Origin of the sequence: Streptomyces gilvosporeus, from assembly GCF_002082195.1 — a bacterium.
Classification (GTDB): Bacteria; Actinomycetota; Actinomycetes; order Streptomycetales; family Streptomycetaceae; genus Streptomyces; species Streptomyces gilvosporeus.
In genome coordinates, this window is the sequence record NZ_CP020569.1 from 7777423 (window position 1) to 7796703 (window position 19281).

The 19281-nt window shown below is 71.8% G+C and carries 18 protein-coding genes and 1 tRNA gene; 16 read left to right on the forward strand and 3 right to left on the reverse strand.

The window, feature by feature from the left end:
* Positions 1 to 22: 22 nt before the first annotated feature.
* A complete protein-coding gene (locus tag B1H19_RS34360; protein ID WP_083108792.1) occupies positions 23 to 793 on the reverse strand; it encodes an enoyl-CoA hydratase/isomerase family protein in 771 nt (256 codons plus the stop codon).
* A 54-nt stretch (positions 794 to 847) separates the two neighbouring features.
* Between B1H19_RS34360 and B1H19_RS34365 the strand changes: the two genes are divergently transcribed.
* The 3 genes from B1H19_RS34365 (at position 848) to B1H19_RS34375 (ending at position 3410) form a co-directional block, all read left to right on the forward strand.
* On the forward strand, positions 848 to 2506 hold the full coding sequence (locus tag B1H19_RS34365) for an ABC-F family ATP-binding cassette domain-containing protein (protein WP_083108793.1): 1659 nt from the start codon (positions 848 to 850) through the stop codon (positions 2504 to 2506).
* A 77-nt stretch (positions 2507 to 2583) separates the two neighbouring features.
* A tRNA-Met gene (locus B1H19_RS34370) sits at positions 2584 to 2657 on the forward strand.
* A 261-nt stretch (positions 2658 to 2918) separates the two neighbouring features.
* Complete coding sequence (locus B1H19_RS34375) at positions 2919 to 3410, forward strand: ATP-binding protein (protein ID WP_083108794.1); 492 nt, start codon at positions 2919 to 2921, stop codon at positions 3408 to 3410.
* On the opposite strand, the gene idi is transcribed toward B1H19_RS34375, so the two are convergent.
* Complete coding sequence (idi, locus tag B1H19_RS34380; protein WP_083110048.1) at positions 3385 to 3996, reverse strand: isopentenyl-diphosphate Delta-isomerase; 612 nt, start codon at positions 3994 to 3996, stop codon at positions 3385 to 3387. The genes B1H19_RS34375 and idi overlap by 26 nt on opposite strands.
* A 564-nt stretch (positions 3997 to 4560) precedes the next feature.
* Positions 4561 to 4761 (reverse strand): hypothetical protein, encoded by a 201-nt coding sequence (locus tag B1H19_RS40140; protein ID WP_237289672.1) that lies wholly within the window; start codon positions 4759 to 4761, stop codon positions 4561 to 4563.
* Here B1H19_RS40140 and B1H19_RS34385 point away from each other — a divergent pair.
* From B1H19_RS34385 to B1H19_RS34445, 13 genes are all read left to right on the forward strand, one after another.
* A complete protein-coding gene (locus B1H19_RS34385) occupies positions 4702 to 6378 on the forward strand; it encodes a DUF5941 domain-containing protein (protein ID WP_237289938.1) in 1677 nt (558 codons plus the stop codon). The genes B1H19_RS40140 and B1H19_RS34385 overlap by 60 nt on opposite strands.
* Positions 6375 to 7112, forward strand: a complete 738-nt coding sequence (locus B1H19_RS34390; protein WP_083108796.1) for a phosphocholine cytidylyltransferase family protein — start codon at positions 6375 to 6377, stop codon at positions 7110 to 7112. Before B1H19_RS34385 ends, B1H19_RS34390 begins: the two co-directional genes overlap by 4 nt.
* The gene (locus B1H19_RS34395; RefSeq protein ID WP_044366884.1) at positions 7100 to 8161 is read left to right on the forward strand and encodes an iron-containing alcohol dehydrogenase family protein; all 1062 of its coding nucleotides are present in this window, start codon (positions 7100 to 7102) and stop codon (positions 8159 to 8161) included. Before B1H19_RS34390 ends, B1H19_RS34395 begins: the two co-directional genes overlap by 13 nt.
* Positions 8139 to 8918 (forward strand): CDP-alcohol phosphatidyltransferase family protein, encoded by a 780-nt coding sequence (locus B1H19_RS34400; RefSeq protein WP_083110049.1) that lies wholly within the window; start codon positions 8139 to 8141, stop codon positions 8916 to 8918. Before B1H19_RS34395 ends, B1H19_RS34400 begins: the two co-directional genes overlap by 23 nt.
* A gap of 41 nt (positions 8919 to 8959) precedes the next feature.
* On the forward strand, positions 8960 to 9805 hold the full coding sequence (locus B1H19_RS34405) for a glycosyltransferase family 2 protein (RefSeq protein ID WP_418361493.1): 846 nt from the start codon (positions 8960 to 8962) through the stop codon (positions 9803 to 9805).
* A gap of 77 nt (positions 9806 to 9882) precedes the next feature.
* Positions 9883 to 10812, forward strand: coding sequence for an ABC transporter permease (locus tag B1H19_RS34410; protein ID WP_083108798.1), 930 nt, complete (start codon positions 9883 to 9885; stop codon positions 10810 to 10812).
* Between the two features lie 16 nt (positions 10813 to 10828).
* Positions 10829 to 11611, forward strand: a complete 783-nt coding sequence (locus B1H19_RS34415) for an ABC transporter ATP-binding protein (RefSeq protein WP_083110050.1) — start codon at positions 10829 to 10831, stop codon at positions 11609 to 11611.
* A 448-nt stretch (positions 11612 to 12059) separates the two neighbouring features.
* A complete protein-coding gene (gene hpnC / locus B1H19_RS34420) occupies positions 12060 to 12995 on the forward strand; it encodes a squalene synthase HpnC (RefSeq protein WP_083108799.1) in 936 nt (311 codons plus the stop codon).
* A complete protein-coding gene (hpnD, locus tag B1H19_RS34425; RefSeq protein WP_083108800.1) occupies positions 12992 to 13942 on the forward strand; it encodes a presqualene diphosphate synthase HpnD in 951 nt (316 codons plus the stop codon). Before hpnC ends, hpnD begins: the two co-directional genes overlap by 4 nt.
* Positions 13943 to 14003: 61 nt before the next feature.
* Positions 14004 to 15422, forward strand: coding sequence for a hydroxysqualene dehydroxylase HpnE (hpnE, locus tag B1H19_RS34430; protein ID WP_083108801.1), 1419 nt, complete (start codon positions 14004 to 14006; stop codon positions 15420 to 15422).
* Positions 15419 to 16534: a polyprenyl synthetase family protein gene (locus B1H19_RS34435; RefSeq protein WP_083108802.1), complete on the forward strand. Its 1116-nt coding sequence runs from the start codon at positions 15419 to 15421 to the stop codon at positions 16532 to 16534. Before hpnE ends, B1H19_RS34435 begins: the two co-directional genes overlap by 4 nt.
* Before the next feature lie 107 nt (positions 16535 to 16641).
* Positions 16642 to 18621: a squalene--hopene cyclase gene (shc, locus tag B1H19_RS34440; protein ID WP_083108803.1), complete on the forward strand. Its 1980-nt coding sequence runs from the start codon at positions 16642 to 16644 to the stop codon at positions 18619 to 18621.
* Positions 18621 to 19277: a phosphorylase family protein gene (locus B1H19_RS34445; RefSeq protein ID WP_083108804.1), complete on the forward strand. Its 657-nt coding sequence runs from the start codon at positions 18621 to 18623 to the stop codon at positions 19275 to 19277. The genes shc and B1H19_RS34445 overlap by 1 nt, the downstream gene beginning before the upstream one ends.
* The last annotated feature ends 4 nt before the right edge of the window (positions 19278 to 19281 follow it).

Here is a 19281-nt window from a genome sequence, read left to right on the forward strand (position 1 = left end):
CAGGAGGAGAGCGACCCGCCCGTTACCCCGCGGGCCAGGTGAAGCGCGGCGCCCGGCGCTCCAGGAAGGCGGCGGCACCCTCCACGGTGTCGCCGCTCTCGCGCGCCTGCGCGGCCCAGTACGCGCCGCGCTCCTCGGCCTCGTCGGGCGAAACGTCCCACGTCCCGTCCGCGAACTCCTTGGCCGCGGTCTGCGTCAGCAGCGACCGGCCGGCCAGTACGGCGGTGAAGTCCGCGACCCGCTTGTCCAACTCGCCCTCGGGCAGCACCTCGTCCACCAGCCCCGTGCGCAGCGCCCGCGCGCCGTCGATCAACTCCCCCGAGAACAAGAGGTACTTGGCGGCCGAGGGCCCGATCAGCCGGACCAGCCGCCGGGTGGCGGACGCCGGATAGACGACCCCCAGCTTCGCCGGAGTCACCCCGAACAGCGCCCCCTCCTCCGCGAACCGCAGATCGCAGGCGGCCGCCAGCTGGCAGCCGCCGCCCACGCAGTACCCGCGGATCACCGCCAGCGTCGGCCCGGGGAACGCCGCCAGCGCCTCCTCGGCCGCCACCGCCAGCCCCTGGGACTCGCCCGCCCCCTCCCGCAGCGCCCCGATGTCCGCTCCCGCGCAGAAGGTCGTGCCCTCGCCCGTCAGCACCAGCTGCCGTACGCCACGGTCGCCCGCCAGCCGTTCCAGCAGCGGCGGAAGCTCCCGCCACATCGGGACGGTCATCGCGTTGCGCTTGCCGAGGTTGCTTATGGTGACGGTCGCTGTGCCGTCGCTGACATGCGTTTTCAGGCCCGGTTCCATGCCCGGATAGTAGAGCGACCGCGGCGCGGACGGCCGGATACGATCGGCGGCCTGATGTCAGCAACCCTTGTCGCCAAAGACCTCGCCGCCGGCCACGGCGAGCGCGTCCTGTTCTCCGGCCTCGATCTGGTCGTCGCCCCCGGCGAGGTGATCGGCCTCGTCGGCGCCAACGGCGCGGGCAAGTCCACGCTGCTGCGCCTCCTGGCCGGTCTGGACACCCCGGAGGAGGGCAAGCTCGCGCTCAGCCCGCCCACCGCGACCGTCGGCCATCTCCCGCAGGAGCCCGACCGCCGCCCGGGAGAGTCCGTACGGGAGTTCCTCGGCCGCCGCACCGGTGTCGCCGAGGCCCAGCGCGCGCTGGACGCCACGACCCAGGCGCTGGCCGAGGAGCGCCCCGGCGCGGACGACGCCTACGCCGTCGCCCTGGAGCGCTGGCTCGCGCTGGGCGCCGCCGACCTCGACGACCGCGCCGAGGAGACCGCCGCCCAGCTCGGCCTCACGGTCGGCCTCGACCGGCCGATGACCTCCCTGTCCGGTGGCCAGGCCGCCCGCGCCTCGCTCGCCTCGCTGCTGCTCTCGCGCTACGACATCTTCCTCCTGGACGAGCCCACCAACGACCTCGATCTGGACGGCCTGCGCCGCCTGGAGACCTTCGTCACCGGGCTGCGCGCCGGCACGGTCCTGGTCAGCCACGACCGCGAGTTCCTCACCCGTACCGTCAGCCGCGTCGTCGAGCTCGACCTCGCCCAGCAGCAGGTCAACACCTACGGCGGCGGCTACACCGCGTACCTGGAGGAGCGCGAGCGGGCCCGCCGGCACGCCCGCGAGGAGTACGAGGAGTACGCCGAGACCAGGGCCGCCCTGGAGACCCGCGCCCACACCCAGCGCAACTGGATGGAAAAGGGCGTCCGGAACGCCCGCCGCAAGGCCACCGACAACGACAAGATCGCCCGCAAGGGTCGGGTCGAGGCCACCGAGAAGCAGGCCGCCAAGGCCAAGCAGACCCAGCGGCTGATCGAGCGGCTGGAGGTCGTCGAGGAGCCGCGCAAGGAGTGGGAGCTGCGGATGGAGATCGCCGCGGCGCCCCGGGCGGGCGCGGTGGTGGCCACCCTGCGCGGCGCCGAGGCCCGCCGCGGCGACTTCCGCTTCGGCCCCGTGGACCTCCAAGTCGACTGGGCGGACCGGGTCGCCATCACGGGCCCCAACGGCTCCGGCAAATCCACCCTGCTCGCCGCCCTCCTCGGCCGGCTCCCGCTGGACGCCGGCCACGCCGCGCTCGGCCCCGGCGTGGTGGTCGGCGAGATCGACCAGGCGCGCGGTCAGCTCCTCAAGGGACGCAGCCAGGGGGACGAGCCCCTGATGGACGCCTTCCGGGCCTGCGTACCGGATCTCTCGCCCGCCGACGTCCGCACCCTGCTGGCGAAATTCGGCCTGAAAGCGACGCATGTGCTGCGCCCGGCGCACACCCTCTCGCCGGGTGAGCGGACCCGCGCCGCCCTGGCCCTCCTCCAGGGCCGCGGCGTCAATCTCCTCGTCCTGGACGAGCCCACCAACCACCTCGACCTCCCGGCCATCGAACAGCTGGAGTCGGCGCTCGCCTCGTATCCGGGCACGCTGCTGCTCGTCACCCACGACCGGCGGATGTTGGACGCGGTGCACACCACGCGCCGGATCGAGGTCGACGGCGGGCGGATCACGGACCGTCAGGTGTGAGCCGGACCACTCCGCACCGTTCATCCGCTCATCGATTTGGCCCTGCGTCCCCCGCCCCGTACTGTGGTGTTCACCGACGCGGGGTGGAGCAGCTCGGTAGCTCGCTGGGCTCATAACCCAGAGGTCGCAGGTTCAAATCCTGTCCCCGCTACTCAGTAGGACGGCAGGCCCGGTGCTCAGGCATCGGGCCTGCCGTCGTCTGCGGCCCGGCCCTCGGGTGTGTGCTGCCGGCCGTGGCGCAGACCGTTCGGCCGTTCTTCCCAGCCGTTCCTGTAGTACGGCACAAAGCGGGCAAGAGTAGTCGCTCGGTCGAGCGGACCGTGCGAAATCAGCCAGAAGACGTCAATAGGCGCTGACTTGCGTTCAGCGGGCCGGTCCGGACCAGCGCGTTCCCAACACTCTTCTTGTGAGGATGCCTTCCGGACCCCCCGCAGAACCCCCCGAGGAGCTGACCTCCCCGCCGGCGTACGAGGCTGCCTGGCGGTTCACCGCCCCGGCGCTGGAGTCGTCGGTGCCGCAGGCGCGCCACGCGGTACGGGATCTGCTCACCGAACAGCGCGTGCCGGTGGCCGCCGACATCATGGACGGTCTGCTGCTGATCGTCTCCGAGCTGGTCACCAACGCCGTCCAGCACGCCGCCCTGCTCTCGCCCGAGATCGCCGTGGAGCTGACGATCGGGCCGAACTGGCTGCGCGTCGCCGTCGAGGACAACCACCCCTACCGCCCCAAGGCGCTGGAGGCGGACGAGGGCGATGTCGGCGGCCGCGGCCTGTGGCTGGTCAAGGTGCTGACCGCGCAGGCCGGCGGCAAATGCGATGTCGAGCACACCGCGAGCGGCGGCAAGGCCATCTGGGCCGAGCTGCCGCTCGCTCCGCTCGCTACCAGCCCGCCGAGGTTCCCGTGAGCTCCCGCACCGCCGGGCGCGCCGCGTCCAGCACGGTCATGAACCACGCGGAGAACGGCGCCGCGGCGTGCCGCTCGGCCAGCTCCTGCGGTGTCACGAACGCGATCTCGCCGATCTCCTCCGGATCGGGCGCCGGCTCGGCGCGGACCAGCCCGACGAAGAGGTGGTTGTACTCCTGCTCCACCAGGCCGGAGGCCGGGTCGGGGTGGTTGTAGCGCACGGTGCCGGCCTCGGCCAGCAGCGCGGGGGCGATTCCCAGCTCCTCGGCGGTGCGCCGGGAGGCGGCCGCGAACGGCGTCTCGCCCGGGTACGGGTGTCCGCAGCAGGTGTTGGACCACACACCGGGGGAGTGGTACTTCGACTGCGCCCGGCGCTGGAGCAGCAGCCGGCCCTTTTCGTCGAAGAGGAAGACCGAAAACGCCCGGTGCAGCTGTCCCGGGGGCTGATGCGCGGCGAGCTTCTCCGCGGTGCCGATCGTCGTGCCGTCCTCGTCGACCAGTTCCAGCATGATCGGTTCGGCGGCGCCGCCCGGCGTGCTCACCGCAGCGTCCCCGGCGGTCTGTCCGTTGGCAGGTGTGATCGGCATGCCCATCCTTGTCGTCGGTCCTCGACGCCCAGTCTGCCCCACCTGTGTGCCCATCAGACGCACAGCGGGCCAGGTGGTGCGCGGTGCCGCGCTCTTCGCCGGATTCCGGCCCGGCGTCCGGAGGGCCGTCCGGAAGTGTGTCCGATTGCAAAACGATCACCGGGCGGCCGGTCGCGCGCGGCCGTCGTCACCGTCCTCGTCGCAGCCGTCCGCGCGGCCCGACCGTGAGAGGGGCCACACCCGCCGGCCGCCCGCATGGCCCTCGCCACACCCGCCCCGGCACAACCCACACCACCTGTGACCAGCCCGCTCATAACCGGCACGGATCGAGCAGCTGGTCAGGACGGCAGTTGTTCAGGGGCCGTACGATCCACCATGATGATCGCGGCAGACGCAGCCGTCGGTCACCCGATCGGGCGGTGAATGCGCGGTGAACGGCCGCATCCGGCGATCCGATAACCTCTGCCGACGTGCCACCGGGCCCCAGCCGCCGGGTGTGCCACGCCCGCTGCCCGGGTAGTTCGTATCGAATCGGATCGATCGCGGACCTCCCGTGCTGCCTTGTCAGCATCCAAGGAGTGAGTTCGTCTGTCGACCGCCATCCTCACCGGTCCGCCGGTCGCCGGGTCGCCGCTCGAAGCCGACCTGCGCACGCTGGGCTTCGACGTCCGTACGGCGGACGATGCCACGACCGTCGCCGAACTGATCGCCGCCACGCCCGCCCAGGAGCGGGTCGCCGTCGTCGATCCCCGGTTCGTCGGCCATCTCCACCTCCTGCGGCTGGCACTGACCGACCCGCGCTTCCCGGCCGCCGCCGCCCCCGGGGCGCTCACCGTGCAGCCCGAGGCGCGCGCCGCGCTGCTGAGCGCCACCGCCAAGATCCCGGTCGGCGCCGGCACCGCGCATCTGACCGATGTGCTCACCGACACCCTCACCGAGTCCCTGGAGCGCGCGGACATCGGCCTGCACCGCGTCGAGCCCGGCACCCTGGTCGCCACCGTCGCGCTCACCCCGGCGCAGCGCGAGGACGCCCGCGAGGCCGTCGCCGCGGTCGATGACGAGGCCGTACGGCTGCGCACGGCGGTGAAGTCCCGCGACGGGTTCTTCACCACCTTCTGCATCAGCCCGTACTCGCGCTACCTCGCGCGCTGGTGCGCCCGCCGCGGCCTCACCCCCAACCAGGTCACCACCGCCTCCCTGCTCACCGCGCTGATCGCGGCGGGCTGCGCGGCCACCGGGACCCGCGGCGGCTTCATCGCCGCCGGCGTCCTGCTGCTCTTCTCCTTCGTCCTGGACTGCACCGACGGGCAGCTCGCCCGCTACTCCCTCCAGTACTCGACGATGGGCGCCTGGCTGGACGCCACCTTCGACCGGGCCAAGGAGTACGCCTACTACGCGGGACTGGCCCTGGGCGCGGCCCGCTGCGGCGACGACGTCTGGGTGCTGGCCCTGGGCGCGATGGTGCTCCAGACCTGCCGCCATGTCGTCGACTTCGCCTTCAACGAGGCCAACCACGACGCCACCGCCAACACCAGCCCCACCGCCGCGCTCTCCGACAAGCTCGACAGCGTCGGCTGGACGGTCTGGGTGCGCCGGATGATCGTGCTGCCCATCGGCGAGCGCTGGGCCATGATCGCCGTCCTGACGGCCCTGACCAGCCCGCGCATCGTCTTCTACGCCCTGCTCGTCGGCTGCGCCCTGGCCGCCTGCTACACCACGGCCGGCCGGGTGCTGCGCTCGGTCACCCGGCACGCCCGCCGTACCGACCGGGCCGCGCAGGCGCTGGCGGACCTGGCCGATTCGGGCCCGCTCGCCGGGCTGATCGCCAAGGGCCCGGCCTCCCGCGGCGCGGCCGGCGCCCCGCTGCTGGCCGTCGCCGGTGTGGTGTTCCTCATGACGCAGCTGCTGCTGAACGGCGCCGGAAGCTGGTGGCCGGTGCTCGGCGCCGTCATCTACACGCTCTTCGCCGGCGCGGCCGTCGCCCGTCCCCTCAAGGGCGCCCTCGACTGGCTCGTCCCGCCCCTCTTCCGGGCTGCGGAATACGGCACGGTCCTGCTCCTGGCCGCCCGCGCGGACGCCCCCGGAGCGCTGCCGGCGGCATTCGGCCTGGTCGCGGCGGTCGCCTACCATCACTACGACACCGTCTACCGCATCCGTGGTGGCACCGGGGCCCCGCCGCGGTGGCTGGTTTGGGCAACCGGCGGTCACGAAGGACGCGTCCTCGTAGTGACGGTCCTGGCGGCCGCGCTGTCCCCCTCAGGTTTCACACTCGCGCTCACGGCGCTCGCCGTCGTCCTGGCGCTGCTGGTGCTCACCGAGAGCATCCGCTTCTGGGTCTCCTCCGGAGCACCCGCCGTACACGATGAAGGAGAACCCGCATGATCGGCCTCGTGCTGGCCGCCGGCGCCGGACGGCGTCTGCGCCCCTACACCGACACCCTGCCCAAGGCGCTGGTGCCGGTTGACGGGGACACCACCATCCTGGACCTGACCCTCGGCAACTTCGCCGAGATCGGCCTGACCGAGGTCGCGATCATCGTCGGCTACAAGAAGGAAGCCGTCTACGAGCGCAAGGCGGCCCTCGAGGCGAAGTACGGCCTCAAGCTGACCCTCATCGACAACGACAAGGCCGAGGAGTGGAACAACGCCTACTCCCTGTGGTGCGGCCGTGACGCCATCAAGCACGATGTGATCCTCGCCAACGGCGACACCGTGCACCCGGTCTCCGTCGAGAAGACCCTGCTCGCCGCCCGCGGCGACGGCCAGAAGATCATCCTCGCCCTCGACACGGTCAAGCAGCTGGCCGACGAGGAGATGAAGGTCATCGTGGACCCCGACAAGGGCGTCCAGCGCATCACCAAGCTGATGGACCCGGCCGAGGCCACCGGCGAGTACATCGGCGTCACCCTCATCGAGGGCTCCGCCGCCGACGAGCTGGCCGACGCCCTGAAGACCACCTTCGAGCGCGACCCCGACCTCTACTACGAGGACGGCTACCAGGAGCTGGTCAACCGCGGTTTCAAGGTCGACGTGGCCCCGATCGGCGACGTCAAGTGGGTCGAGATCGACAACCACGACGACCTCGCGAAGGGCCGTGAGATCGCATGCCAGTACTGACCCGCCTCATTCCGTCCCCGGTCGTCGTCGACATCAACGCCGGCGCCCTGGACGACCTGGCGGGCCTGCTGGCCGATCAGCGCATCTCCGCGTCCGGCAAGCTCGCCATCGCGATCAGCGGCGGCTCGGGGGCACGGCTGCGTGAGCGGCTTTCCCCCGCGCTGCCCGGCGCCGAGTGGTACGAGGTCGGCGGCGGCACCCTGGACGACGCGATCAAGCTCGCCGACGCCATGAAGAAGGGCCACTACGACGCCGTCGTGGGCCTGGGCGGCGGCAAGATCATCGACTGCGCCAAGTTCGCCGCGGCGCGCATCGGCCTGCCGCTGGTCGCCGTCGCGACGAACCTGTCGCACGACGGCCTGTGCTCGCCGGTCGCCACCCTCGACAACGACGCCGGCCGCGGCTCCTACGGTGTGCCGAACCCGATCGCCGTGGTGATCGACCTCGACATCATCCGCGAGGCCCCGGTCCGCTTCGTCCGCTCCGGCATCGGCGATGCGATCTCCAACATCTCCGCGGTCGCGGACTGGGAGCTCTCGCACCGCGAGACCGGCGAGGCGATCGACGGACTGGCCGCCGCCATGGCCCGCCAGGCCGGCGAGGCCGTTCTGCGCCACCCCGGAGGCGTCGGCGACGACAACTTCCTCCAGGTGCTGGCCGAGGGCCTGGTCCTGACCGGCATCTCGATGTCGGTGGCCGGCGACAGCCGCCCGGCGTCCGGTGCCTGCCACGAGATCAACCACGCGCTCGACATCCTCTACCCCAAGCGCTCGGCGAGCCATGGCGAGCAGTGCGGCCTGGGTGCCGCCTTCGCCACGCATCTGCGCGGGGACAAGGAGACCCGGGACATGATGGTCGAGGTGCTGCGCCGGCACGGCCTGCCGGTCACGCCGGGCGAGATCGGCTTCACCGACGAGGAATTCGTCGAGGCCGTCGCCTACGCACCGAAGACCCGCCCGGGGCGCTACACCATCCTCGAGCACCTCGACCTGTCCACCGACCAGATCAGGGATGCCTACGCCGACTATGCACAAGCCATCGGTAGCTGAGCTCCGGCCGGTCGTTCACCCCCCGGGGGTGAAGGACCGGCGGAGCGGCGAGCACTGGGCCGGCCGGCTCTACATGCGCGAGATCTCCCTGCGCATCGACCGGCACCTGGTGAACACCCGGGTCACGCCCAACCAGCTGACCTATCTGATGACCGTCTGCGGCGTGCTCGCCGCCCCGGCGCTGCTGGTGCCGGGGATCGCGGGCGCCGTGCTCGGCGTGCTGATGGTCCAGCTGTATCTGCTGCTCGACTGCGTCGACGGCGAGATCGCCCGGTGGCGCAAGCAGTACTCGCTCACCGGTGTCTGGATGGACCGCGTCGGCGCGTACCTCACCGACGCCGCCGTGCTCGTCGGCTTCGGCCTGCGCGCCGCCGACCTGTGGGGCTCGGGCCGGATCGACTGGCTGTGGGCCTTCCTCGGCACGCTGGCCGCCCTCGGCGCCATCCTGATCAAGGCGGAGACGGACCTGGTCGGCGTGGCCCGCGCGCAGAGCGGCAAGGAGCAGGTCAAGGAGACCGCGTCCGAGATGCGCTCCTCCGGCATGGCGCTGGCCCGCAAGGCCGCCGCCGCGCTGAAGTTCCACCGGCTGATCCTGGGCGTCGAGGCGTCCCTGCTGATCGTGGCCCTGGCGGTCGTCGACCAGATCCGGGGCGACCTGTTCTTCTCCCGTCTGGGTGTCGCCGTGCTCGCCGGCATCGCGCTCGTCCAGACCCTGCTCCACCTCGTGTCCATCCTCGCCTCCAGCAGGCTCAAGTGACGGGGGCGTCCCAGATGCGCGTCGGTGCGGTTGTTCTCACGATGGGCAATCGCCCCGACGAGCTGCGCGCGCTGCTGGACTCGGTCGCCAAGCAGGACGGCGAGCGGGTCGAGGTCGTCGTGGTCGGCAACGGTTCGCCGCTGCCCGAGCTCCCCGAGGGCGTACGGACCGTCGAGCTGCCGGAGAACGTCGGCATCCCGGCGGGCCGCAACGTCGGTATAGAGGCGTTCGGACCCGGCGGCCGCGAGGTCGACATCCTGCTCTTCCTCGACGACGACGGGCTGCTGGCCCGGGAGGACACCGCCCGGCTGTGCCGGGAGGCGTTCGCCGCCGACCCCGAGCTCGGCATCATCAGCTTCCGCATCGCCGACCCGGACACCGGCGAGACCCAGCGCCGCCACGTCCCGCGCCTGCGGGCCTCGGACCCGATGCGCTCCTCGCGGGTGACGACCTTCCTCGGCGGCGCCAACGCCGTGCGCACCAAGGTCTTCCAGGAGATCGGCGGGCTGCCCGACGACTTCTTCTACGCCCATGAGGAGACCGATCTGGCCTGGCGGGCACTGGACGCGGGGTGGCTGATCGACTACCGGTCGGACATGCTCCTGCTGCACCCGACCATGGCCCCCAGCCGGCACGCGGTCTACCACCGCATGGTGGCCCGTAACCGTGTGTGGCTGGCCCGCCGCAACCTCCCCGCCGTACTGGTTCCGGTCTATCTCGGTGTCTGGTTGCTGCTCACCCTGGCCCGTCGTCCCTCCTGGCCTGCGCTGCGGGTCTGGCTGGCCGGCTTCAAAGAGGGCTGGACGACGCCCTGCGGCGACAGGCGCCCCATGAAGTGGGCTACCGTTTGGCGACTGACCCGACTGGGCCGCCCTCCCGTCATCTGAAAAGCTCGTATCCAAGAGCATCAGGTGCCATAACGGGCGTGCCCCGGCCGTGCACGATGAGGACGAAAGTGTCAACTGTGAGCGAGACAACGCACGACAGTGCGGTCGCCATGAGTGCCCCGTCGGCTTCCGACGGAGGGCTCACCGCTGCTGAGCGTGCCCAGAAGTACGGGCTCTCGCAGAGCGGGGCCCGTCCGGGCCTCGTGGAGTACATCCGGCAGCTGTGGGACCGGCGGCATTTCATCTCCGCCTTCGCCAGCGCCAAGCTGACCGCGCAGTACAGCCAGGCGAAGCTGGGCCAGGTCTGGCAGGTGGCGACGCCCCTGCTGAACGCGCTCGTGTACTACTTCATCTTCGGCGTGCTGATCGGGACCCGTAAGGGCATCCCGGACTTCGTCCCGTTCCTGGTGACCGGCGTCTTCATCTTCACCTTCACCCAGAGCTCGGTGATGGCCGGCACCCGCGCCATCTCCGGCAGTCTGGGCCTGGTCCGCGCGCTGCACTTCCCCCGCGCCTGCCTGCCCATCTCCTTCTGCCTGATGCAGCTCCAGCAGCTGCTGTTCTCGATGGGCGTGCTGGTCGTCATCCTGCTCGCCTTCGGGCAGATGCCGGCCTGGTCGTGGCTGCTGGTGATCCCGGCGCTGGCGCTCCAGTTCATCTTCAACACCGGCCTGGCGATGGTCATGGCCCGCCTGGGCAGCAAGACGCCGGACCTGGCGCAGCTGATGCCCTTCATCATGCGGACGTGGATGTACGCATCCGGCGTGATGTTCAGCATCAGCCTGATCACCAAGGGCAAGCACGTCCCGGCGCTCGTGGAGATCCTGCTCAACGCCAACCCGGCCGCGGTCTACATCGACCTGATGCGGTTCGCGCTGATCGACAGCTTCACCAAGCACCAGCTGCCGCACCACGTGTGGGCCTGGGCCGTCGGCTGGGCGCTGCTGATGGGCGTCGCCGGTTTCGTGTACTTCTGGAAGGCCGAGGAGCGGTACGGACGTGGCTGAGCAGACCAACAGCACCATGGAGCCCACGGCGGCCGCGCTGGAGCGCGTACCCACCGTGATCGCGGACGATCTGCACATCGTCTACAGGGTGTACGGCACGGGCGCGGGCAAGGGCAGCGCCACCGCGGCCCTCAACCGGATCATCCGCCGCAAGCCCTCCGTCGGCGTGCGCGAGGTCCATGCGGTCAAGGGCGTCTCCTTCACCGCCTACCGCGGCGAGTCGATCGGCCTGATCGGCTCCAACGGCTCGGGCAAGTCGACGCTGCTCAAGGCGGTCGCCGGCCTGCTCCCCGCCGAGCGCGGTCATGTCTACACCCACGGCCAGCCCTCGCTGCTGGGCGTGAACGCGGCCCTGATGAACGACCTGACCGGCGAGAAGAACGTCATCCTCGGCGGCCTGGCCATGGGCATGTCCCGCGAGCAGGTCCGCGAGCGCTACGACGGCATCGTCGACTTCTCCGGCATCAACGAGAAGGGCGACTTCATCTCGCTGCCGATGCGGACGTACTCCTCCGGTATGGCCGCCCGCCTGCGCTTCTCCATCGCGGCGGCCAAGGACCACGACGTCCTGATGATCGACGAGGCGCTGGCCACCGGCGACCGCGCCTTCCAGAAGCGCTCCGAGGCCCGCATCCGCGAGCTGCGCAAGGAGGCCGGCACGGTCTTCCTGGTCAGCCACAACAACAAGTCCATCCGCGACACCTGTGACCGGGTGCTGTGGCTGGAGCGCGGTGAGCTCCTGATGGACGGCCCCACGGACGAAGTGATCAAGGCGTACGAGAAGGAGACGGGCAAATAGCCCGCACTCCGCACCGGCCGCTCCCGTAGACCTCCGCGAGTACGGCTCGCGGGGGTCTACGAGCGCGCAGGCGCCGGCGCCGTCCGGGGCGAGCGTTCACGGACGGTCAACTCCCGGCGCTCCGGGGAGAGTTGAACCGCCGCCGATGGCGACCTGATCGTTGTCGGGGGCTTCGGTACCCACTCGTACGGGGGCGAGGTGTACGGCGTAAGCTGTACGGGTGCCGAACAGCACAAGTGGTACAAAGTGATACAAGAGGCACAAGTCGGGCAATACTCACCTGAGCGGGCGAGGGTCGGCTCGTTCGCGGCGCGCCGTGACCTGCGGCGTGTCCGAAATGGGATGTTTTAGCTTGGCGGTGTAGAACGGGAGACGTGACGGCAATGGCTACTGGTTCGCTCCGGCTCCGAAACGCGCCGGGCAGCCCGCGGTGAGTGAAGGGGAGGCGTTGACGCGCACCGTCGTCCATCGGCGGGCGAAGGACACCGGCGGGCCGGCCGACGCACACTCACGCAGCACGCTCGAGAAGGCCGCGCACGAGAACTTCCCGGTGGCGCCGTTCTTCCTGCCGCGCGCCTGGCGGGCCGACCTGATGGCCGTCTACGGCTTCGCCCGCCTCGTCGACGACATCGGCGACGGCGATCTCGCCCCCGGCGGCGGGGATGCCGCACTCCTCGGCCTGGACCGCGCACAGACCGCGGACCGCCCCGCGATGCTGGACGCCCTCGAGGCGGATCTGCGCCGCGTCTTCAGCGACCGCGCCCCCGGCCCCCGCCATCCTCTGATGCGCCGCCTGGGCCCGACCGTCCGCCGCTGCGGTCTGACCCCCGAGCCCTTCCTCGGCCTGATCGAGGCCAACCGCCAGGACCAGATCGTCACCCGCTACGCCACCTACGACGATCTTCTCGCCTACTGCGAGCTGTCCGCCAACCCCGTCGGCCGGCTCGTCCTGGGCATCACCGGCACGGCAAGCCCCGAGCGCATCCGCCACTCCGACCGGATCTGCACCGCGCTCCAGATCGTCGAGCACCTCCAGGACGTGGCCGAGGACCTCGGCCGCGACCGCATCTACCTCCCCGCCGAGGACCTGAAACATTTCCGAGTCACGGAGGACGATCTGGCCGCCCGCAGCGGGGGCGCATCGGTGCGCGCGCTGATCGCCTTCGAGGCGGAACGCGCCCATGACCTGCTGAATGAAGGCGCCCCGCTGGTGGGTAGCGTCCACGGCAGACTCAAGCTGCTGCTGGCCGGTTTCGTCGCCGGCGGACGCGCCGCACTCCAGGCGGTCGCGGCCGCCGACCACGACGTACTCCCTGGACCGCCCAAACCGACCAAGCTCAGCCTGCTGCGCGAGGTGGGGGCGACATTGCGAAGAGAGGGGTGAGCCGCGTGGAGGCAACCGCACACGCATCCGCGCCGGTGCTCGCTGCGTACCGCTACTGCGAGACCGTCACCGGGCAGCAGGCACGGAACTTCGCCTACGGCATCCGGCTCCTGCCGACCGACCGGCGGCAGGCCATGTCGGCGCTCTACGCCTTCTCCCGCCGGGTCGACGACATCGGCGACGGCGGCCTGGAGACCGCCGCCAAGCAGCAGCGCCTGGAGGACACCCGGGCGCTGCTGGCCCGTGTCAAGGACGGCCGGATCTCCGAGGACGACACCGACCCGGTCGCCGTCGCCCTGGCCGACGCCGCCCGGCGCTTCCCCATCCCGCTCGACGCGCTGGACGAACTGATCGACGGGGTGCTCGCGGACGTCCGCGGCGAGACCTACGAGACCTGGGACGACCTGAAGGTGTACTGCCGCTGCGTCGCCGGGGGCATCGGCCGGCTCTCGCTCGGTGTGTTCGGCACGGTCCCCGGCGCGCCGGACGTCGAGCGCGCCCCCGAGTACGCCGATACGCTCGGGCTCGCCCTGCAACTCACCAACATCCTCAGGGACGTTCGCGAGGACGCGGCCAACGGCCGGACGTACCTCCCCGCCGAGGACCTCGCCAAATTCGGCTGCTCGGCAGGTTTCCACGGACCGGTCCCGCCGGCCGGTTCCGACTTCGCCGGCCTGGTGCACTTCGAGGTGGCCCGCGCCCGCGCCCTGTTCGCCGAGGGCTTCCAGCTGCTGCCCATGCTCGACCGGCGCAGCGGCGCCTGCGTGGCCGCGATGGCCGGCATCTACCACCGGCTGCTGACCCGCATCGCCGACGACCCCGAGGCGGTGCTGCGCGGCCGGGTCTCGCTGCCCGGCCGGGAGAAGGCGTTCGTCGCGGTGCGCGGACTGTCCGGACTCGACGCCCGCGCGATCGGCCGCCGCGCGGCCGTCAGGAGGCGCGGATGATCCTCCGGGCAACCCTCGCCGGGACGTCTGCGTCCCCTTCACCGGTATGGGGGGAGCACACATGACATCGGCAGCCAGGCCGTCCGGCCGCCCCGAGGGGGCGGCCGCCGTGGTCATCGGCGGTGGCCTCGCGGGCACCACGGCGGCCCTCGCGCTGGCCGATGCCGGGCTGGACGTCACCCTGGTCGAGGGCCGCCCCAGGCTCGGCGGACTGGTCTTCTCCTTCCGCCGCGAAAGCGCCGCGGGCGAACTGACCGTCGACAACGGCCAACACGTCTACCTGCGCTGCTGCACCGCCTACCGGTCCTTCCTGGAGCGCATCGACGCCGCGCGGCTGGTGCCCCTCCAGGACCGGATGGACGTCCCCGTCCTCGACGCCGACCGGATGCGCCTGGGCCGGCTGCGCCGCACCGCCCTGCCCGTACCGCTGCACCTGGCCAAGAGCCTGGCCACCTACCCGCATCTGACGCCCGCCGAACGCGCCGGAGTCGTCCGCGCCACCCTCGCCCTCAAGCGCCTGGACCCGGCCGATCCCGCCCTGGACGGCGTGGACTTCGGCAGCTGGCTGCGCCGCCACGGCCAGTCGCCCCGCGCTGTCGAGGCGCTGTGGGACCTGGTCGGCATCGCCACCCTCAACGCCACCGCGAACGACGCCTCCCTGGGCCTGGCCGCCAAGGTCTTCAAAACCGGCCTGCTCTCCGCCCCGGGTGCCGCCGACATCGGTTGGGCACAAGTGCCGCTCGGCGAGGTCCACGACGCGCTCGCCCGCAGCGCGCTGGAGAAGGCCGGTGTGCGCGTCCGGCTGCGCACCCGCGCCGTGGCCGTCTCCCGTACGGACGAGGGCTGGCGGGTCGCCGTGGCCAACGGCCCGCACGGCCGCGAGCAGCTGGCCGCGGACACCGTCGTCCTGGCCGTACCACAGCGCGAGGCCCGCGGCCTGCTGCCCGACGGCGCCCTGGCCGACAAGGACCGGCTGCTGGAGATCGGCACCGCACCGATCCTCAACGTCCACGTCGTCTACGACCGCAAGGTGCTGCGCCGCCCCTTCTTCGCCGCCGTCGGCTCCCCGGTGCAGTGGGTCTTCGACCGTACGCACGCCGCCGGGCTCGCCGAGGACGGGCAGTATCTGGCCCTCTCGCAGTCCGCCGCACAGCAGGAGATCGACGCCCCGGTCGCCAAGCTGCGGGCCCGCTACCTGCCCGAGCTGGAACGGCTGCTGCCCGCCGCCCGGGGCGCCCGGATCCGCGACTTCTTCGTCACCCGCGAGCGCACCGCGACCTTCGCGCCCGCCCCGGGCGTCGGCAGGCTCCGCCCCGATGCCCGCACCCGAACCTCCGGCCTGTACCTGGCCGGTGCGTGGACCGCCACCGGGTGGCCCGCGACCATGGAAAGCGCTGTCCGCAGCGGCACCGCCGCCGCTCGCGAGGCACTCACCGAACTCGGCTTCCCCCAGGGCCAGTTGCCTCAGGAGGCGGCATGACTACGAGTACGAGCGCTCGCCAGAGCACGAGCATTGGAAACAGAGGAGAAACCGTGGCTTCCCCGGCTATCGACACCGCGAGCGTCACCGCGCTGCTGGAGCGCGGGCGGACACTCGCCACTCCCGTGCTGCGTGCCGCCGTCGGCCGACTCGCGTCTCCCATGGACACCGTCGCCGCCTACCACTTCGGCTGGATCGACGCCGCGGGCAACCCCTCGACGGGCGACAGCGGCAAGGCGGTCCGCCCCGCCCTGGCCCTGCTGTCGGCCGAGGCCGCGGGCGCCGCGCCCGAGGTCGGCATCCCTGGCGCGGTCGCCGTCGAGCTGGTGCACAACTTCTCGCTGCTGCACGACGACCTGATGGACGGCGACGAACAGCGCCGCCACCGCGACACGGTCTGGAAGGTGCACGGCCCCGCGCAGGCCATCCTGGTCGGCGATGCCCTGTTCGCCCTGGCCAACGAAATACTGCTGGAGCTGGGCACCGTCGAGGCCGGCCGGGCCACCCGCAGGCTGACGCTGGCCACCCGCAAGCTGATCGACGGCCAGGCCCAGGACATCTCCTACGAGCACCGCGAGCGGGTCACCGTCGAGGAGTGCCTGGAGATGGAGGGCAACAAGACCGGCGCCCTGCTCGCCTGCGCGGTCTCCATCGGTGCCGTTCTCGGCGGCGCCGACGACCGCACCGCCGACATCCTGGAGAAGTACGGCTACCACCTCGGCCTCGCCTTCCAGGCCGTCGACGACGTGCTGGGCATCTGGGGCGACCCGGACTCCACCGGCAAGCGGACCTGGAGCGATCTGCGCCAGCGCAAGAAGTCGCTGCCGGTCGTCGCCGCGCTGGCCGCCGGCGGCGAGGCGTCCGAGCGGCTGGCCCGCATCCTGGCCGCCGACGCCAAGAAGACCGAGACCGAGTTCGCCGACTTCACCGAGGAGGAGTTCGCCTCCCGGGCGGCCCTGATCGAGGAGGCCGGCGGCCGCGAATGGACCTCCCAGGAGGCCCGCCGCCAGCACGCCACCGCCATCGCCGCGCTGGACGAGATCGACATCCCCGAAAAGGTCCGTGCGCAGCTGGTCGCGCTCGCGGACTTCGTCGTCGTACGAGAGAGATGATCGCCATCGATACGAACTAGATCGCAGTCGCCGGCCGGTGCCAGCCGGGCGCCGGCCGACGGAATCCCTGAGCTGAGCCGTGACCGTTCACCGCAGAAGGGGAAGCCATGACAGCGACGACCGACGGAAGCACCGGGGCGCTGCCGCCCCGGGCCCCTTCGGCCAGCGATGCCGCCGCTGAGAAGACCGACCTGACCGCGGCGCGGCGGGCCACCGCTCGCGCCACCGACCATCTGCTCGCCCGCCAGGACCCGGCCGGCTGGTGGAAGGGCGACCTCGAAACCAATGTCACGATGGACGCCGAGGACCTGCTGCTGCGTCAGTTCCTGGGCGTGACCGACCCGAAGCTCACCGAGGCCGCCGCCCGCTTCATCCGCGGCGAACAGGGTGCGGACGGCACCTGGGCCACCTTCCACGGCGGGCCCGGCGAACTGTCCGCCACCATCGAGGCGTACGTGGCGCTGCGACTGGCCGGAGACGCCCCGGACGCGCCCCATATGGCCAGGGCCGCCGCCTGGATCCGCGGCCGCGGCGGAATCGCCTCCGCCAGGGTCTTCACCCGCATCTGGCTGGCCCTCTTCGGCTGGTGGAGATGGGAGGACCTGCCCGAACTCCCCCCGGAGCTCATCTACTTCCCCAAGTGGCTCCCGCTCAACATCTACGACTTCGGCTGCTGGGCCCGGCAGACCATAGTGGCCCTGACCATCGTCTCGGCCAAGCGCCCGGTCCGCCCGGCGCCCTTCGCCCTGGACGAGCTGCACAAGGATCCGCGCTGCCCCAACCCGCCGCGCCCGCTCGCCCCCGTCACCACCTGGGACGGCCTCTTCCAGCGCCTGGACCGGGCGCTGCACGTCTACCACAAGCTCGCCCCGCGCCGGCTGCGCCGTCATGCGATGCGTACGGCCGCCCAGTGGATCATCGAGCGCCAGGAGAACGACGGCTGCTGGGGCGGCATCCAGCCCCCCGCGGTCTACTCCCTGATCGCCCTGCACCTGTTGGGCTACGACCTCGACCACCCGGTGCTGCGCCACGGTCTGGCCTCGCTGGATCGTTTCGCCGTCTGGCGCGAGGACGGTGCCCGAATGATCGAGGCATGCCAGTCCCCGGTCTGGGACACCTGCCTGGCCACCATCGCGCTCGCCGACGCCGGACTGCCCGCCGACCATCCGCAGCTGGTCAAGGCCGCCGACTGGATGCTGGAGGAACAGGTCCTGCGCCCCGGCGACTGGTCGGTGCGCCGCCCCCAACTGGCCCCCGGCGGCTGGTCGTTCGAGTTCGAGAACGACAACTACCCCGACATCGACGACACCGCCGAAGTGGTGCTGGCGCTGCGCCGGGTCGAGCACCCCGACCCCCAGCGGGTGGATGCCGCGATCCGCCGCGCGGTGCGGTGGACCCTCGGCATGCAGTCCCGCAACGGCGCCTGGGGCGCCTTCGACGCCGACAACACCAGCCGGTTTCCGAACCGCCTGCCGTTCTGCGACTTCGGGGAGGTCATCGACCCGCCGTCGGCCGATGTCACCGCCCATGTCGTCGAGATGCTCGCCGATGTCGGCCGCAGCCACGATCCGCGCACCCGCCGCGGCATCGACTGGCTGCTGGCCGAACAGGAGCCCAGCGGCGCCTGGTTCGGCCGCTGGGGCACCAACTACGTCTACGGCACCGGATCCGTCCTGCCGGCCCTCGCCGCGGCCGGTATCCCCGCCTCGCACCCGGCCGTCCGCCGGGCCGTCGGCTGGCTGGAGCGGGTGCAGAACGACGACGGCGGCTGGGGCGAGGACCAGCGCTCCTACCAGGACAAGGACCGCTGGGCCGGCCGCGGCGCCTCCACCCCCTCGCAGACCGCCTGGGCGCTGCTTGCGCTGCTGGCGGCGGGGGAGCGGGAGAGCGAGGCGGTACGGCGCGGGGTGCGCCATCTGGTCGACACCCAGCGCGCGGACGGCTCCTGGGACGAGCCGTACTTCACCGGTACGGGCTTCCCCTGGGACTTCTCCATCAACTACCACCTCTACCGCCAGGTCTTCCCGCTGACGGCCCTGGGCCGCTACGTCCACGGCGGCCCGGCCGACGCGCCGTTGGGGGACTGATGCCGAGACCGGCCCCGGCAGACGCCGAACCGCCGCTGCTGATCGCCTGCGCGCTGGGCATCGAGCGGTGGGCGCTGCGGGGCGGGAAAGCGGACGGCCCGCGTCCGCCGGTGGTCACCCTCCGTACGGGCATGGGGCCGCAGGCGGCCGAGCGGGCCCTGGGCTCGGCGCTGCGCGAGGGCGCCGCCACCGCGCGGTCACCGGTCGTGGCCAGCGGTTTCTGCGCCGGACTCGCCCCGGGGATGCGGCCGGGGGACGTGGTGGTCGCCGAGGCCACCCGCGACCACCGCCCGGAGGCCCGCGACGTCGTCTGCGGCGACAACGGCCCGCTCCTCGAGGCCCTCGACCGGCGCGGGCTGACCGTCCATACCGGCCTGCTGCGCGGCTCGGACCATATCGTCCACGGCGCCGAGCGGGCCGCGCTGCACGCCGCGGGCGCGGTCGCGGTGGACATGGAATCCGCGGCCACCCTGCGGGCCGCGCAGCGCGCCGGACCCCGCCCGGTTGCGGCCGTCCGGGTGGTCGTGGACGCTCCAGAACATGAACTCGTACGGATCGGTACCGTGCGCGGTGGAATATCGGCCTTCCGTGTGCTGCGCTCGGTTCTTCCTGTTCTCTTCGAATGGCACCGTTCGTTGCTGCTCCCCAGGAGGTGAGCCA